Here is a 17,361-nt window from a genome sequence, read left to right as displayed (position 1 = left end):
TTCGACACTTGTTGTGTGCCCAAAATAGGCGAGGGGACTAAAGAATGATCTTTTCTTCTTGTTCACGAAACCCTAGTACTTTTTGACGTGACTCGCCATCCCAATAGAGCAAGTCCAAATTCTTATGCAGCATTAGCTGTGTATATAATTCTTTCAGCGTCAGAGCAGGCTTTTTTGGTTCGAAAAATAAAATCAATTGGTTATGGCTATCTTGAGCGATCGTCGTAAAAGGAATCAGGTTTTCTTTGTACGTTAAATAAATTCCTTGGTAATCCGCTGCACTCGATGACGTTGTCAGTGCTGTTAAGAGGTCTCTTGCTCTCATAATGAACCCGCCTTTACTGTTTTTTGTCGATAGGCATCGATATCCAACATGATTTTTGTTTTGCCGTACACCGTATACTTTTGCACCACGAATTGGTGGCGCTTATTCCAATAGCCACCTACAGTTAGAAACATGCCGTCATCAACATCCCCTAAAAAGTTCAAACTGTGTTTCGCAATCAAACAGTTGGTGGTACCTAGTGTAAAGCGGACCAAAGGGGAGGGGGCAAAGGAAACGATCCTTATTTTTGAGACAGTGCCTTTTTGTGTTTGCATCAGGTGTTCCTCCTTTAGTAAGTAGTAAAAAGCGGCATCATTCGTTGAGATCAAACCATTTTTTCTCTTCATAAAAAGCGACATGACGAATCTCATCATAATGGATTTTTTCTGTTGTTTCTCCCGTCAAGTAAATACCTAATGGATCATAACCACTGATTTTCCCGATAATATCTGGAGGATAGCCGCCTTCTTCATTGACTTCTTCTCGTTGGATCGCCACAGTTAGGTTCTTTTTCATGGCTTCAAATAAACACTGATTGATTTCTTCCGTTGTGAGTGACGGCTTAGGTGGACAATCAAATTTACGTGTCGGCTCTTCTTCAATTTCAGTTGTATGCTCAGATAAAAAGAATCCTTGCCACTTTAGCTTTTTTCGATCTTCATATGGTTGCAGCATACCCATAGCAATCACCTCTTATCTATATAATACAAACATACGTTCTCATTTGTAAAGCGAACAGATTTTTAAATTTCTGATTCTTCTATGGAACCCTTGCAAAGCCCAGCAGATAAGGAAGTAAAGGTAGGTCGTTTTTTTATACTATATCTGCTATAATTCACTCGAATGCAACAATCAACTTTTAAGAAAAGCAGCTGGGGAGAAGGGAATATGATGTCTGGATTAGTGGTGGTCATACTTACAATATACCTTGCAAGTAGACAGGATAAAGAACAGTGGCTCTTTGATCGCAAGCGATTGACTATTCTGGCGCTTATGTTTGTGATCGTCGGCATAAGTTGGGGCTTAAATGACAAAATAATGAAGGATCCTCGGAACCAAAATATCAGCAGCGATTTACTGCTTAATTATTCGTTCCCCTTATTGATATGTATGCTAGGTTTATTTATCAAAGAAATCCCACGGTGGGGACGGATCGTGACTTTGTCATTTGGCTTTATGATTTTCGGGTATTTAGCTCTGCACTATTTGATAGGGTTTCACAACCCGTATTGGGAAAATCTACAGCTACGTCCATTGTATTGGCTACCAATTGGTCAATCAAACACAAAGCAAATTCAATACATAATAGGATACATTCTGTTCCGTACTTGTTGCAGCTAATGGTCAGCAACAATTGGTTTTCTGTTTTTAATTTTGAATTTGTATCAGCTGATAAAGAGGTTTAGAAAGGAGAAGGGGCGTTGAATCGTTAGAATAATTGCTTTTGGATCAATCCGAACCTTATGTATTTTATCCTAACTAGCGGCACTTTAAAGCAAAATCCATTCACTAGCCGTCGAAAAGCTAGTGGACAGCAGCAGGTTTGATCTTATTGGCAAATGATTCTATTTTTCCAAAGAATGATCAACGGTGTTTTATTCAGGCTCTTTAGCAAAATATGGGCTTTTATGATGACCTATGAACATTACAATTATATGAAATAACAAAAGTACCCAATTTATCTACATGACTTTAGGGTTCTTTTTTATCAAATCATGTAATAGATATGTGTTAGCAGTTGCAACGTCTAAGCACCTGTATAAGAACTTTGAAACGGATTGGCTATATATGAATAAAGTTATAGAAAAAAACTTAAAGATTTTCAAAATGATTATAGCATAAAATCAAACCGATTGGTTCGTGAATCAAGGCTGATAGCTTGAATCTGTATTTGCTGAGATAAAAAAGACGAATCCGCAAGTAACTTGCTACAAGACAGTTATCAATCTGTTGAGCAGCAAATCATAAAAAAATCTGAAAAAACTTGTAAAAAAAGAAAGCTTAGTTTTAGTTGAATATTAGGTGAATTAATGACAATTTACTGATAAAAGTCATTCGGAGGGAGGTAGAATGATGCAGAATTGATATGAACTGTCTAGAATGGCACGAACTCTTTTTCAAATACATCTTTGTATAATATATATTATGTAAACTAAAATAGAAAATTTTTCGAACACCGTATTTAGCTAGTAATTTTACGTCTCTCCTCCCTCTTATTCACGATTATTTCCTTCAAATTCAGCTAATTGGCAGCTTAATCCAAAAAAATGGTCATTTGAGCGATAGTTTTTTGGATTTTTATTTCTTCTACGAGTGAAACGAAATGCAACGTTTATATTTAATCTTGTTGATCCTTGAATCTTCGAATTCAAACTTTGTTTGCAGCTGCTGGCCAATCTCAATGAATCATTCAATGAATCGTTGTTAACGATCTTATCAGTAATGACTCGTAATGATTCGTACATAACCCAGCAAATTTGTTCTAACTAAATAGCCTAATGGGAATCTTGATCACAGGCAAACCAGCAACGATAAACAAGAAACGTTTCGTTGCGTTCAGTTTTCACCTAACGGATCAGATTCCCATAGCGAGTCCTAATCAAGGGATCACAGTCATTTAAGTACAATTTCTTCCTATTGCCGCCGATAATGTAATGACAGCTACGAAAAGTTTCAAACTATGTAATACAGGATCGCCAAAAGAACAATGATCGAAACGACCAAAACAAACGTTAGTTGATTTAAACGTTGAATAAGCAGGTTTTTCTTGTTTTTTTCAGATTTTTTTACTTCGTTTCGATAATATTCTCTATCTTTTGTTCCCATAAGTGCCAACTCCTTTTCCCTGATTTTATCGCTATCCTGAAATCATATGGTGCAATCAAGGCAATTTGTACGATTAACTAAAGTGGCAGGATCTTATTGATTGAAGACCCACAGTCGTCTGCGTATAGCGACTAAATAAGACGACTGACGAGCTCCAAGTGATTCATAACAGCGGCTTTTCGGATAACCCCCATGCCTGGAAATGAGCCTTGGTGATAAGCAGCAACTAATAGCTGTAGCCCAGCGGTTTGGGTAGGATGTTGCTCTTCGTGCTGCAATAAAGCCTCCATGACTTGGAAAAACTTTTCTTTCTGGTTTGGTAATTCTTCCTCAGAAAATAAGTGAGCGATACGCAATGCTTGCTCTGCTGTCGGATAAATCCAATGCAAAACCAACCGCTTTGAAGGATAACTGTGCTCATAATAAATTTTGCTATCGACAGAAAAATCACTAAAACCCGCGTAGCCCAATTTTTGATAACTGTGATGGGCATTTGAAAATCCTTCGTCCAAACATTCTGTATAGAAACTATTTTTGGGTAAACGGGTAAACGGATCTTCCATCAGTAGCTTGGGACCGTTGATTTTATTTAACAATCGAAATTCTTTACCTACCAACACCGGCAGCGTATTTTCCCGCCAATCACTAGCGAGTGCTTGATCCGATTGATGAACAATCCAAAGGTCAGGCTTTTCTTCCACTGTTTCAATGGGACGATCCACGATCATTGCTTTAGGGGCAGCAACATTTTGTAACTCTGATAACCCTTCTGCCGTCAGAAAAGCCCCTGCCTGGGGATTGCGAATCAAATAAAAAGGATGTTGTTTCTTTTGAAATAATTCGATGGTTGTCCAGAACGTTTTTGATTGCTTGACTGGTTCAATGATCGGCTGGATCGCTTCTGATAAGCGATCTTGTTCCAATAAAGCTTTTAATGCCAACAAATCAAATTGTTTGCCACGAATATATGGGAAGTACATCTGCTTCTCTCCTTCTTACTCGCCTGATAAAAAACGTTTTTCCAGCGCTTCATAGGCTGCTCTGGTAGCGTCCAATTCTTCCTTCAACGCTTCGATCGCTTGTAGCTGAGTGTCTTCGATAAATCGATCGTAGTAATTCACTCCACCACCGAACAAGTCATACTCAGGCTGACGTTTCTTCAGTTCTTGGTACAAACGTTCTGTTGAAAATACCCGCAATCCTCGAGCAGTCTGTTTTGCTTTGCCGACTTCTCGCGCTTGTGCCGAAATCAACCGAAACAATAAGGCTTTTTCTGGAACCTGCAGCTCTTGCCGTTGGGGTTTCTTTTCGACACTGAAATACCCTTTGCTGCCCGTTTCTTTTTCAAGAAACGCATGATAGACCAAGACACCAATTGTAGGAGCAATCTGATCTTTGACTTTTTCATACAATGCCTTGGGTAAGGCAAAATAATTATAATTCCCAATAAAGGATAGTTTTGCTTTTGAGCGAAAATCTGCCAAACTGACTTTTAGTTCATAGCAACGCCATTCAAAGGTGTTTTCTGCCGTCAAGCGACAACTTAAGGTATCCACGATGCCATGATCGTCCGGCATGACTACCTCTTCTACCACAATATCACTGTTTTCACGACAATAATAATAAAGTGCCTCTTCCATTTCTAAAGTTAAGGATGTCTTCACAATTTCACGACCTTTGTCTTGTTTCACTTATTATAAAACATATGTTCGCATTTTGGAAGAGGGAAATAAAGGCAGCCTATTCCCTCACCCATTCGGGCATCCGTTAACGAGAATCTCTTCAACCGTCCTCTTTGTACCGCGGAAACGTAACACGACAAGCAACAAGAGCACACTAAGTTGAACTAGGAATAGACGCTTAAAAGGAAGCTCAAATGTAAAGCCTGCCGGAAGATGAAAGAACCCGAAAAAATCATGCAGTGCTTTTTGACTAAGCCACAAACCACTGACAAATCCTATTAAATAAATGACGGTGCTTTGTATGGTGATAAAGACAAGTTCTTCCAACGTGACCAGTAAAGGTGTTTGTCCTAATAATAAACGTATATGCAGGGATTGCTCTTCCTCACCGATCAAGTGATAATGATACATGTGGTTACACTGCCACAAAAAAGCACTGATCAAGCCCAATGTTAACATTCCTAACGCAACGCGCAACAATTGCAAGAAGAAAATCCAACTGGCATAGGTGAGATCCGTCTGGATTTCGCTGTTATTTGATTCATACTGCAACCAGTCATGAAAAAACAACAGCCAATTTTCTGCAAAGATGGTAAGAATCAGCAAGAAAACAGCCAATAAACCACTCATTAGTAAACTGCGTCTGCGAAGAGCTGCGTGCCAGCCAAACTGGTAAGGATAGAAATAACGCCATTTGTCCATAGTACTCCTCCTTTTGGCATCTATTTTACAGAATTTTCCGAATTTAGATAAACACCATCTTGTTTACATAATATAATTATAGACAAAAAAGAATGCGGCACTCGGCCTACACTCTTTTTTGTCTATTACAAATACCTAGTTAGTAGCTGCAACAAACGCTGCGGAAATTCTGTTAGATTGGAAAGATCAATGAAGCGTTCTTCCCCATAAATCGCTTTGATCACTTCTTTGTCTTGGCCAATGGCAGCTGCCAGAAACAGCACCCCTTGTCGTTCGTAGTCAGCGATCACCTGCTGAATATCTTCTTTGGCTTTTACCCCTGTATAATCAGGAAGAGCCTTTGGCTGGCCATCACTGATATTCAAGAGTAATTTAGTAGTTGCCGGCTGATGAGCGAGCTTTTCAGCTAGTACGCGCAAGACTGCCCCATCACGGTTATTTTGCCGAGGCTTCATTGTCATGAGTTTCTCTGGCACAAATTCAAAACCTTCGTTAAATTCTTTGTAAGCAAAAAGCGAGGTCTTTTCACGAGCGGTCACATCTGCTGTATCGCCATAAATCATCAATGGCAAAGATAAACGCTCCGCGAACGCATTCACCGCTAAGACCGCCTGTTGCGCATACTGTATCCGGTCTTCTCTAATCATCGAACCTGATTCATCAATGCGCAAAGCGAGAGCCAAGGAAGGCTGTTCGTGGGGTGGATTTTTCTTGTCAAAGGTCCGAAAATCTTGATACGCGACCTTACTGGCATCAAAGCGTGTGCCACTGTACTTACCTTTACTGTATGCCGAAGCTTGTTCGTTTTCCAAAACTTCTTGGGTTTGCTTGATCAATGACTCTACGATCGGCAACAACGGCTGCAAACGCTCCTGGGCTTCAGCCGCTTTCTTTAAATCGACGGGTGGTCGATGAACGATCAGCCCTTCTTTGGCATGGATCGATTCTTTTAATGCTTGTCGAGCCGCCTTTGATGCCGAGGTTTTCTTTTCTTTTTCCTGGGTTTCATACGCTTCGATCGACAAAGAATGAGCAGTAGGAGCGGTCTCTTGTGTCTCACTCCCAGCTTTTGCTTGGCCATCGTGACTATTGCGTTCTAGTTCTTCTGAAAACGTCGCCTCAGTTGCTGCGTCTTTCGCTTCTTGTTTGTCAGAATCACTGGTTTCCATCGTTTCCGCCTCAGTTTCTTGATTGGGGGTCTCAAGGACTTGTTCATTTTTTAGGACGGTCGTGCCTTCTTCCACTACATTGCGCTGGTCCGCCTCTTCGCTGCTGATTCGGCGTCCTTTGATTTGTTGTTTAAAGGCATTTAACGGTTGTCCAGAAAACAAAAGCCGCAATTGCGCCAATAACCCTGAAGCTTCTAGCGCCTGTTGTAAAAGAGCAAGCTCATTTGGATCGGTGGTGATTTTGTAGAGCACTTTGCTATCAATTGCTGTAAAAGGATCTTGTCCTTGTTTGACTGCATTTAGCCAATAAAAATAGGAGCGCATGCCCGCCACCCCTTTGATGGCATTGGCTTTGGCGGTCACGTCTAGCAAGCGTATGATCTCAGCCATTTTCTCCGCAGTCGTTTTGTCCGGATAATTGGTTTTGGCAATGCCTCGCTGCACCATGACTGCCAGCTCAGGTAAATCCATTTTTTCAGCATGCTGCATCCGGTCTCGCAAGGATTCGTTCAAAGGACGGTTGCCTTGGTAATTTCGATTCGTGGTGATGACTACGACACAGTCAGGGTGCCGGCGAACAAAGCCAGTGGGAATATTCAGCATTCCGTTTTGTTCAAGAGCAGAGTTTAAGGCCACTAGTACCGAAGCATCACGAATGACCGTTGGCTCTTGAATCTCAAGCAAATAACCTTTTTCCAGCGCCCGTACGATTTCCGAGGGATAAAATTTGTATTGAATCGTTGGTTGCTGATCGCTGGTTTCGATCCGCTCGATCAGTTCCGCAAATTTCGCCCGTGCCCGCTCACGAGTCAGGGAAAAATGCCGCCGGATCAACGCCAAGACATCTTCAAAACAATCACTTTGATAAATCGCATCCAGCAAGTCCTTATCTTCTTCTTGGTCGGTGTTGATCACTGGTAATAAAGCACCAAACACATCTGACTTATCCATATCCGCAAAGCAGGTGATTTTGGTGTAGGGCAGTTGCAGGTCGGCAGAAAGTGCCTTTGCCAACTGTGTTTTACCAGACCCAGCATCGCCTTCCAGCAACACATTGAAAATTTTCATTTCTGGATCCGTCCAATTCAGCGCGATCTCTGATGCAATTCGTAGTTCTTCATCACTGGTCTGATGACTTTGTGGTTTTTTCCAAATCATTGTTTGTTCTAATTTACTAAAAGCGCGTCCTTTCGTTACGACAAAAGATGGTTGATGTTGTGTCATAGCAATCTGCTCCTTTTCTTAATAACCTAGCTCATCTAAAAGCCGTTTCAGGATTTTGAAGCGTTCGCCGTATAGCTCACCATCTTTTTGCAAGGAATCATAGAAAAGCAGAATGTCTTCATCGATTTTAGGATTTTCGGTGTCTACTTCGACGGTCATGCGATTTCCTTGTAGGCCAATGATTTCAATCAAAGGATTTTCAGGATCGTAAAACTTTTCATGGCGATAGGCCTCTTGAAAATATAAACTGGATTGAGCCACTAAGATCGCTAGATCCAAAATTCTCGTAAGTGGCAATTCTTCGGATTGTCGAGACCATTTTTCACCAGTATGGCGCCAGACTTTGCCGGAGATATCGACTTTCCCGCGATCATTCCATTGCGCCAATCCGAGGGAAAGGCCTTTTGCATCTGTATGTAACGCATTTTTTCCGTCAACAGTATCATAGTCTTCTACTTTAATGACAGGTTTATGTTTCAAGTTTTCTGGTATTTTCATTATTTTCACTCCTTGTTTAGTAAATTAGTAATTTACTAGATAGAGTAAGTATAATAAGGAAGCGGGTCTGGAACAAGCAAAAGGTCTTTTCTACTATGCATAGACAGTATAAACAGGAGTCTATAGAAAAAGCACCTTGATAAGGAGCTTCTAAAAAAGAAGCCTCTTAAAAAAGTGCTTTGCTGTGTCGCCTTGATTTATTCACTCAATTGATTGAAAAAAAGGCGCAATTCTTGCTTTCTCTGACTTGTGAGCTGGGCTTTGGGAATGCCTTGGATCGCCCCCTCAATGCCATAGAGCATGTGCAGGCAAGCACCTGCATCGCATTGTTGGCGGATCGTTAGAAAAACCGCTTCGGCTTTTTTGGCGCGTAATTGCTCCGGGGTATTGATACCGATCCTAACGAAATGATCCGCTAAAACCTGTCCAACATTTGGTAACTTTTGCAGTTCATTCATAGGGTATCTCCTTTTTGATTATTGTCATCCTGCGCATCATCCTCTTGACGAATCAACGAATAGAGCTTCATATCTAACAGCTGGTGATTTTTTTGCGCATTTTTTCGTAAAATTCCTTCCAACTCAAAGCCTGCTTTTTCCAACACGCGACAAGAGGAATGATTCTTAGCAAAAGGCTCAGCAAAAATACGAACAATATTTGACGTAGTAAATACATAGTCACATAGTTGCTGAACAGCTTTGGTCATCAAGCCTTTTCCCCAATATTCTTCTGCGATGTAATACCCTATCTCAGCTGTTCTAAAATGGATGTTTTCTTTGCGAAGGGCGCTAATACTCCCCACAGCTCGATCATCCACAGTGATCGCAAAGGCGAATTCTGCCTTTGCGACAGATTGAATATAGGCCTGTGCATCTGCAACAGTGTAAGGAAAGGGGAGTCCATCTCGTAAATTGCCATGAATTGTCTGGTTATTTAGAGCTCGAGCCAGTTCATTTGCATCACTCATCTGCCACCTTCTTAAGGAACACTTCATTTCAACGCCTCCTTTGCCAGTGTTTCATTTTGATCCTATTGTATGAGTTTGTGTGTTTTTTTACAAGCAAATCTCAAAAAAGATTGTTGAAAAAAACCAGCTAGACAAACGTCTAACTGGTTCTTTCCTTTACTGTCTCCATAAAGATAATTGCTTTTGTAAACACAGATAAATAAAAATTATTGCGCTGATATGGCGATCCCGATGGCTTTTTCTCCTAAATGTGAGCCGATAACTGGTCCGAAGTGACCAATCTCAATTTCTGCATTTGGGTATTTCGCTTGTAGCTTTGCTTTTTCTTCTTTGGCTACTTCTAAATTATTGGCATGGATTACATAAAATTTAACAGGCAATGCGATTTCTTGCTCCCGTTGACCAATGATATCTTCCGCACGATTGAATGCTTTTTTACTGGAACGAATGCGCTCGTAAAGCACAATTTTTCCTTGATCAAAAGTCAAAATCGGTTTGATTTTTAATAATCCGCCAATTAAGGCTGCTCCATTGGTTAAGCGACCGCCGCGAACCAAGTTATTCAAGTCGTCCACGATTAGATAGGCATAGGTATTGTCTCTGATAGTGTCCAGATGGGAAATGATCTCTTCGACGGTTTTGCCTTGACTTGATAGATCAAGAGCGGTTTCTACCATGTGACCCATCGGCATACTTGTGATTTTCGAATCGTAAGGAATGATTTGAACACCTTCGATTTCATCGGTGATTCCATACAGCGTTCCGATAAATCCAGAGATCCCGCTTGATAAGTGGATACTAATGATCGTGTCGTAACCGCGATCTTTCAATGTCTCATATAAGGCTAACACTTCCCCTAATACCGGTTGAGAAGTGGTTGGGAATTCTTTGCTGTTTTTCAACAAAGCGTAATACTCATCAGCTTCAATGTCGATACCCTCATTGTAGACTTTTCCATCTAAAATAACAGGGATCGGTATGATAAACAAATCTTCATGTTTTTTGATCCGTTCCGGCAGATAAGCTGTACTGTCAGTAACAACGGCTAATTTCATTCTTTTTCCTCGTTTCAACAAATTTCAAACGTCATTAATAATATAGCATAAATTTACTTACTTTCAAATGGTTTTCAGAACTTTTCATTCTGCTTATTCATTAAGAAAATTCCTGATTGCTTGTTGATTGGTTTCAAGATTAACGACTAACACACTTCCGGCACTCGCACTTGAACCGTATTGCCAAGAGTCAGCGACTGGGACAGTCAAGCTGTCGATCCCCCCTGCCCCACGAGCAATCGATAAGGTATTTTTTAATAGGAAAGACATTGGCAGGTTGGTGGAAGCATAGCCTAAAACTTTTCCTGCTGCATAAGGCAATTTTAAAACAGCTAAAGGATTTTTCATTTCGCTAAAGATCGCATCCATTACTTGCTGCTGTCGTCTTACGCGACCGAAGTCACCTTCTTCGTCCATCCGAAAACGTGCGTATTGCAACAGCTCAAGCCCATTCATTTGTTGTTGCCCTTGTTTGATGGCAACTTCAAGATTTTTACTCATATCTTTTTCCGCGTTGATAGCAACGCCTGAGGGAAACAGTGTATCGATCACTTTTTCAAAGGAACGAAAGTCAACTTTTGCATAATAATTGGTTTCTAGACCGAAGTTCTCTGCTAACGTTTGTCTGACTAAATCAGCACCACCAAAGGCGTACGCCGCATTGATCTTGTTTTCGCCATAACCAGGAATGGTCACCAAGGTATCACGCATAAAGGAAATGAGCTTCGGTTTTTTGCTAGGACCATCTAATTGCAAAACCATAATGGTGTCTGCTCGTCCAGCTTCTCCTTCACGACTATCACTACCAATGAGCAATATATTACGAGCACCATTTGCAGCGGCCGTACCATTAAAAGTCTCCTCATCAGTTGTAGCAAAAGCAGCGTCACTTCTTGCGACTTGCTGACCGACAAGAAATGCAATCAATGAATAGGCAAAAAGCACCAATAGTACCCGGATCACAATACGCAGAACTGGGTGCTTCCGCTTTTTCTTTTGTTTGGGTGGCTTGCTCTTCTTAAGCTTTTGCGCTTTTTGTTTGCTTTGTTCCTGACTTTGATGTATCGCAGGCCCCTGAGCAGATAGCGGGGGAATTGCGCTTTTTCGTCCCTCAGTTTTTTTTGATCCTACTTGTGTCTGTTCTCGGAAACTTTGGGCCACACGAGGGTCGCTTGCCCTAGACTGCTGGGTGTTTTGATAAGAAATATCTCCTACTTCCTCATCAGCAGACGGAGTAGAATCGCTCGGTCTGACGCGCTGGTTTCTTCTTTTGGCTTCTCTGCGGGCAAAGATACTTTCTTTGGCTGCCTGACTGGATTCCTTTTCTAGCCGCTCATGCAGTTTTTTATTTTTTTCCATCCTGCTCATTGCTTCTGATCCTCCAACTAAAAAATAGCTCTCTGTCTATAAGGATACCCTAGACCTTATAGAAAGAAAGCTATTTTCTGAAATTTTAACCTTTTTCTAGGAAATTTCTTCATTTTATTACCTTAGATGCTTTGATGCACCTTGTCGTGTGCTCACAAATCCTGCTTGCTCATAAAATGATTTCACTGGATTTGTCGACCAAAAATTTAGTGAAAGATCATCGAAGCCTTTTTCCAACGCAACGTTTTCAGCAAATGCCAACAATTGTTTTCCAATATGCATCCCTTGGTACCGAGTGTCAACGGCAATCGCCGCAATTTCCAGCCACTTTCGTTCATGCATCATCGCATTTTGTGGCAAACAGACCTCTTGAAGATGCACAAAGCCACAAGGCTGTTCCGCCAACCAAGCGATAAAAAAGTGGTGGCTTGGCTCTTGTAGCTGTTGTGTGATTGCTTGTTCAAATCTTGACTGATCAAAGGACTTAAAAATCGTTGGGTACCATTGATGGTGCTGTGCTTGGATCCCTTTATGAAACGTTGCTAAAAGCTTTTCATCTTGGCTAATTTTTATTTTGACTTGAGTCATTTTTTGTCACTTCCTCAACAACATTTACCGCATACACGCCGAGAAGATGGACTTGACCACCCAACAACTGAATCTCTTCAAAGGCATTTACAATCAGTTGCCACGGTTTGTCCATCACCAGATCAATGACAAAAAAGTATTCCCCTAAGGTAGTTTTCGACGGACGCGATTCAATTTTGCTTAAATCAATTTCCCGCCAGCCAAAAGTTGCTAAGATTTTGTGCAAGATCCCCGGACGATTTGCTGGCAATGTCACAAAAATGGTTGCTTTTTCGGCTGTTTGTTCTGGTACTTCGGTGTTGGCTGTTTTCTTTGTCAAAACCCAAAAGCGGGTTTGATTAAAGGCAACATCTTGGATATTGGTTTCTTTGATCGTTACTTGATAGGCAAAAGCTGCTTCTTTGGAAGCAATCGCCGCAACTGCTTCTTCTGGATGTTTTGCTACGTAGGCTGCTGCAGTCGTTGTGGAAGCAACCGCCTCAACAGTAGCGCCAGCAAATCGGGCTTCGATAAAGTCGGCACATTGCGCCAATGCTTGCGGATGAGAAATTATCTTAGTGATGGGACGGTTGTCTTTTGCTGTTTGCTGAGAAACTAACAATTGATGATTGATCGGTAAAATAATTTCCTGTTCAATGCTCAACTGATTTTGACGAAACAGCGTATCAATCGTGGCATGAACAGAGCCTTCTAATGCATTCTCATTGGGAACGACCGCTCGATCGATTACGCCGTTAGCTAGTGCTTGAATACAAAGTGGAATCGATCCATAGGGCATAAATGTATTTTCTGGATACGCTTCTTGCGCAGCTAAATACGTAAAAGAGCTTTCAGGTCCTAAATAACCAATCTTCATTTTAGGCACCCGCTTTAGTTAAAATTTCCTGAACGATTTCTTGTGGTGCTTTGTTTGTCGTTTCAACGATCAATGAAGCAGTTTCTTCATAAAGAGGGATCCGAGGTCGGTAAACAGCCAATATTTCTTCGGGTGTTTTCGAGACAACCAAGGGACGAATACTACCAGTATCCGCCTTTAAACGGTGGATCAGTTCCTCGGGATCTGTTTTTAAATACACGACTAAGGGCATCTCTTTTAAAAGTTGACGATTTTCTTCTTTTAATACAATGCCCCCACCTGTGGAAATAATTTGTTCCTTTGCCAAAGTTTTAGCTAAAATATCCGTTTCGATTTTGCGAAAGGCTTCCTCACCGTGTTGGTCAAAAAATTCTTGAATGGTCATGCCGATCTCAGCAACGATCAAGTCATCAAAATCCACATGGGACTGTTTCGTTTCTTCAGCCAAAAGACGACCAATCGTGGTCTTTCCGGCACCCATAAAGCCAATTAATATCACTTTTTTCACTCGCTGTCTCCTCCTTTGGCCAAACGCGCGACATCCTCAAAAAAATCAGGATAAGAAACTGCTACGGCTTCGGCTTTTTCTAATTCTACCTCTTCATCTGTCAATAAGGCGGCAATCTGCAACATCATACCGATACGATGATCTCCCCGACTTGAGACCTTTCCGCCATGCAAAGGAGTAGGTCCGTTGATGATCAAGCCGTCCTCGGTAGGAGTGATATCCGCCCCTAATTTTCTCAGCTCTTCGGCAGTTGCATCAATTCTATTGGTTTCTTTTACTTTTAACTCCTCTGCATCTTTGATGACCGTTTTACCATGAGCTTGTGTAGCCAATAAGGCAATGATCGGTAATTCATCAATCAGACGCGGAATAATGTCGCCGGCGATGGTTACTGCCTGCAAGGTAGAACTTTGAACAGTGAGGTCAGCCGATTGATTTTGATCATCTTGATTAGAAAAAGCAATCGATGCCCCCATTTCTTCTAACACATCAAGGATCCCTGTACGTGTCGGGTTGATTCCGACATTTTCTAAAATGATCTCACTATCGGGCATAACCGTACCTGCGGTTAGGAAGAAGGCAGCGGAAGAAATATCTCCCGGAACGACTACTTCTTGGCCGTGCAGTGTTTGTGGGCCGGTTACGGTAATCGTTTTGCCTTGGGTGGTGATCACACCACCGAATTGACGGATCATTTCTTCAGTATGGTTACGGCTCGCCTCTTTTTCAATGATCGTCGAGGTACCTTGTGCTTGCAATGCCGCAAAAATCAGCGCCGATTTTACTTGGGCACTTGCAACGGGCATCTGATAATTGATGGGCTGTAAAGAAGCAGTACCATTAACGGTGATTGGTGGGAATTCCGTCTGTTCATGCCCTGTAACATTTGCCCCCATTTCTCTTAATGGCAGCATCACGCGATTCATTGGTCGTCTATTCAATGAGTCATCACCGAATAAGGTGGTTGTGAACGGCTGCCCAGCCAAAATTCCCATCATTAAGCGAATTGTTGTACCAGAATTGCCGATATCAATTGGGTCTTGGGCAGGCTTAAGGCCATTAAAGCCCTGTCCTTCAATCGTGATCGTCTGACCGTCATCATGGATTGGAACTCCTAATGATTGAAATGCATGAAGAGTGCTATAGCAGTCTTCTCCCCGCAAGAAATTACGGACAGTCGTTGTTCCTTCGGCTAATGCCCCGAACATGATACTGCGATGCGAGATCGATTTATCGGCGGGAACAGCTATCGTCCCTCTTAAATGTGTTGCTTTTTTTAGTTTCATCCCAGCCTCCTATTTTTTTCGACACGAATAGGTCGTCTTGTTTTGGATCAGCTGCTCTGCTTGCAGCAAATCATTTTGCGTTTTGAATGAAATCTGTAAAACACCAATGATGTCTTCTCGAGTTTCAAGAATTTTTAAGTTGATCAAAGAGAGCTGATGTTCGCTCAATAGCCCCGTCACTTCAGCGACAACACCGGGATGATCCGGTACATCGATGAAGAGATCATAGAATGCCGGGATCGCTCCATTTTGATGAACCGGCAATTGATCCCGTGTTTCCTTCGCGGATTCAAAGAACCGAAAGATCGCCGTTTCGTCTTTTTCCTGCAACCAGTGAGCCATGGTCATCATTTGTTTTTGCCACTCATCGATCAGCTGCAGCAGTTCCTGTCGATTACTCAATAAGATATCGGTCCACATGCGAGGATCTGAAGAAGCGATGCGAGTGATATCGCGAAAACCGCCTGCTGCGAGTTGCTGTGCTCTAGGGTGTTCATGGTTGAAGGCATCTGCCTGATTGACTAATCCTGAAGCAATAATATGGGGCAAATGGCTCAACATCCCCGTGATTTGATCATGTTCTTGCGGAGCAAGTGCCACATACTTGGCCCTCGTCCCTCGAAAAAGCACCTGTAATTCTTCCACCCGCTGACTTTTCGTCGGCGTAAAGATATAGTAAGCATTCTCAAAGAGGTTCTCATCGGCTGCTGTGATCCCGGATTTATGAGAACCAGCCATCGGATGGCCCCCAATAAAATCAAAGGAAAAGGACTCGGCAAATTGCGTAATTTCTGCTTTGGTACTGCCGGTATCTGTCACTAGGACTGAAGGCTTTAGTGAAAGGGTCCCAAGTTGAGCAAGATACGTTTTGGTGATCTCTACCGGCAATGCCAACAAGATCACGTCGGCACGAACAGCACCCTCAGAAAATGAAGGAGGTACTTCGTCTACTAAACTTGTTGCTAATGCGATCTCATTGGTTTTACGACAGTGATCCCACCCCATTAGATGGGTTTGGGGATGTGACTTTTTAATACATTTTGCTAAGGAAGCGCCGATCAATCCTAAACCGGCGACGAAGATATTTTGGTTCATGAAAAGAATCCTCATTTCTACTGGAATTTTTGCTGTCTCTTTAATCAGTAGGTTAACAAGTATTCCCGATACGCCTGAACAGATGCGGTCAATTCTTCGAAAGAATCACTTGGAAACTTTTCTAATAGTTCATTGGCCACCACTGTTGCCACCACACTCTCACAAACAACACTGGCTGCCGGAACGGCAGTGCTATCCGAGCGTTCCACACTAGCTTTATACGGTTCTTTGCTGTCGATATCCACACTTTGCAACGGCTTGTACAATGTCGGGATCGGCTTCATAACCCCGCGAACCACAATTGGTTCCCCGTTCGTCATGCCACCTTCAAACCCACCTAGGTTGTTGCTACGACGGGTGTAGCCCCGTTGTTCGTCCCATAAAATCTCATCCATGACTTTTGAACCTGGTAAAACACCGGCCTCAAAACCAACACCGAACTCAGCCCCTTTAAAGGCATTGATACTGACCACGGCTTGGGCGATCTTCGCATCAAGTTTTTTGTCCCATTGCACGTAACTACCAAGACCAGCAGGAACCCCGCCAACAAGCACTTCCACTACGCCGCCGATCGTATCACCATTTTTCTTTGTTTGATCGATCAACTGTTTGATTTCTTCCTCGACAGATGGATCTAAGACCCTTACTTCCGAGGCTTCCGAGCGCTGTGCAATTTCTTTGACGGTCAACCCTTCAGGAATTTCTGCTTTGATGCCGCCTAACATCGTTACATGACCTGCCACATCGATGCCGAGTTCCTTCAAAATTTTCTTCGCGATTGCGCCGATGGCTACCCTCATGGTCGTTTCCCGGGCCGATGAACGTTCCAAAACGTTTCGTAGATCTTGATGATGGTATTTCATCCCGCCGACTAAGTCAGCATGACCAGGTCTTGGTCGTGCCACTCGTCGTAACTTGCGGTCCTTTTCTGGTACTTCTTCGATCGCCATGACCTTAGTCCAATTTTTCCAATCTTTGTTCTCGACCACTAAAGTCACAGGAGAGCCTAATGTTTTTCCATGACGGATACCGGAAGTGATACGGACTTGGTCTTTTTCAATCAGCATCCGTCCCCCACGGCCATAGCCGGTTTGTCGTCTCGCTAATTCAAAATTAATGTCTTCTGCCTTTAATGGCAATCCTGCCGGTAACCCTTCGATAATGGCGGTCAACTCTGGTCCATGTGATTCGCCTGCTGTAATATAACGCATG

Annotated in this window: 19 protein-coding genes; all 19 read right to left on the bottom strand. The window is 42.3% G+C overall.

From position 1 onward, the window contains the following. Positions 1-37: 37 nt before the first annotated feature. Entirely contained in the window at positions 38-325 is a 288-nt protein-coding gene (locus IGI84_RS08105) for a hypothetical protein (protein WP_005226077.1), read from the bottom strand. Further along, positions 322-600, bottom strand: coding sequence for a hypothetical protein (locus tag IGI84_RS08100; protein WP_077453357.1), 279 nt, complete (start codon positions 598-600; stop codon positions 322-324). Before IGI84_RS08100 ends, IGI84_RS08105 begins: the two co-directional genes overlap by 4 nt. Before the next feature lie 37 nt (positions 601-637). Then, the gene (locus tag IGI84_RS08095; protein ID WP_016611785.1) at positions 638-1,006 is read right to left on the bottom strand and encodes a hypothetical protein; all 369 of its coding nucleotides are present in this window, start codon (positions 1,004-1,006) and stop codon (positions 638-640) included. Between the two features lie 1,992 nt (positions 1,007-2,998). Beyond that, entirely contained in the window at positions 2,999-3,151 is a 153-nt protein-coding gene (locus tag IGI84_RS08090) for a hypothetical protein (RefSeq protein WP_170924092.1), read from the bottom strand. Between the two features lie 131 nt (positions 3,152-3,282). Then, on the bottom strand, positions 3,283-4,131 hold the full coding sequence (locus IGI84_RS08085) for a sce7725 family protein (RefSeq protein ID WP_220426548.1): 849 nt from the start codon (positions 4,129-4,131) through the stop codon (positions 3,283-3,285). Positions 4,132-4,146: 15 nt separating this feature from the next. Further along, a complete protein-coding gene (locus tag IGI84_RS08080; protein ID WP_220426547.1) occupies positions 4,147-4,815 on the bottom strand; it encodes a hypothetical protein in 669 nt (222 codons plus the stop codon). A gap of 84 nt (positions 4,816-4,899) precedes the next feature. Beyond that, on the bottom strand, positions 4,900-5,535 hold the full coding sequence (locus tag IGI84_RS08075; protein WP_077453362.1) for a hypothetical protein: 636 nt from the start codon (positions 5,533-5,535) through the stop codon (positions 4,900-4,902). Positions 5,536-5,660: 125 nt separating this feature from the next. Then, positions 5,661-7,928: an AAA family ATPase gene (locus IGI84_RS08070; RefSeq protein WP_430600951.1), complete on the bottom strand. Its 2,268-nt coding sequence runs from the start codon at positions 7,926-7,928 to the stop codon at positions 5,661-5,663. Positions 7,929-7,946: 18 nt separating this feature from the next. Beyond that, complete coding sequence (locus IGI84_RS08065) at positions 7,947-8,426, bottom strand: DUF6530 family protein (RefSeq protein WP_005235941.1); 480 nt, start codon at positions 8,424-8,426, stop codon at positions 7,947-7,949. Positions 8,427-8,623: 197 nt separating this feature from the next. After that, positions 8,624-8,884 carry a TfoX/Sxy family DNA transformation protein gene (locus IGI84_RS08060; protein WP_195265126.1) on the bottom strand — a complete coding sequence of 87 codons (261 nt, stop codon included), beginning with the start codon at positions 8,882-8,884 and terminating at the stop codon, positions 8,624-8,626. Continuing rightward, the gene (locus IGI84_RS08055) at positions 8,881-9,420 is read right to left on the bottom strand and encodes a GNAT family N-acetyltransferase (protein ID WP_220426544.1); all 540 of its coding nucleotides are present in this window, start codon (positions 9,418-9,420) and stop codon (positions 8,881-8,883) included. The genes IGI84_RS08060 and IGI84_RS08055 overlap by 4 nt, the downstream gene beginning before the upstream one ends. Positions 9,421-9,599: 179 nt before the next feature. Further along, positions 9,600-10,448 (bottom strand): DegV family protein, encoded by an 849-nt coding sequence (locus tag IGI84_RS08050; protein WP_220426543.1) that lies wholly within the window; start codon positions 10,446-10,448, stop codon positions 9,600-9,602. 93 nt (positions 10,449-10,541) lie between these two features. Further along, positions 10,542-11,816, bottom strand: a complete 1,275-nt coding sequence (locus IGI84_RS08045) for an LCP family protein (protein WP_430600950.1) — start codon at positions 11,814-11,816, stop codon at positions 10,542-10,544. A gap of 117 nt (positions 11,817-11,933) precedes the next feature. Next, entirely contained in the window at positions 11,934-12,404 is a 471-nt protein-coding gene (locus IGI84_RS08040; RefSeq protein ID WP_430600949.1) for a GNAT family N-acetyltransferase, read from the bottom strand. Then, complete coding sequence (pheA, locus tag IGI84_RS08035) at positions 12,379-13,260, bottom strand: prephenate dehydratase (RefSeq protein ID WP_077453373.1); 882 nt, start codon at positions 13,258-13,260, stop codon at positions 12,379-12,381. Before pheA ends, IGI84_RS08040 begins: the two co-directional genes overlap by 26 nt. 1 nt (position 13,261) lies before the next feature. Continuing rightward, positions 13,262-13,768, bottom strand: a complete 507-nt coding sequence (locus IGI84_RS08030) for a shikimate kinase (protein WP_077453374.1) — start codon at positions 13,766-13,768, stop codon at positions 13,262-13,264. Beyond that, positions 13,765-15,054: a 3-phosphoshikimate 1-carboxyvinyltransferase gene (aroA, locus tag IGI84_RS08025; protein WP_200124451.1), complete on the bottom strand. Its 1,290-nt coding sequence runs from the start codon at positions 15,052-15,054 to the stop codon at positions 13,765-13,767. Before aroA ends, IGI84_RS08030 begins: the two co-directional genes overlap by 4 nt. Positions 15,055-15,063: 9 nt before the next feature. Next, entirely contained in the window at positions 15,064-16,149 is a 1,086-nt protein-coding gene (locus IGI84_RS08020) for a prephenate dehydrogenase (protein ID WP_430600948.1), read from the bottom strand. Between the two features lie 44 nt (positions 16,150-16,193). After that, positions 16,194-17,360 (bottom strand): chorismate synthase, encoded by a 1,167-nt coding sequence (aroC, locus tag IGI84_RS08015; protein WP_200124447.1) that lies wholly within the window; start codon positions 17,358-17,360, stop codon positions 16,194-16,196. Position 17,361: the final 1 nt, after the last annotated feature.

Source organism: Enterococcus sp. DIV0008 (assembly GCF_050542615.1).
Taxonomy (GTDB): domain Bacteria; phylum Bacillota; class Bacilli; order Lactobacillales; family Enterococcaceae; genus Enterococcus_D; species Enterococcus_D innesii.
Note: the sequence above shows the minus strand (reverse complement) of the source record. Positions and strands in the feature narration are given on the sequence as shown.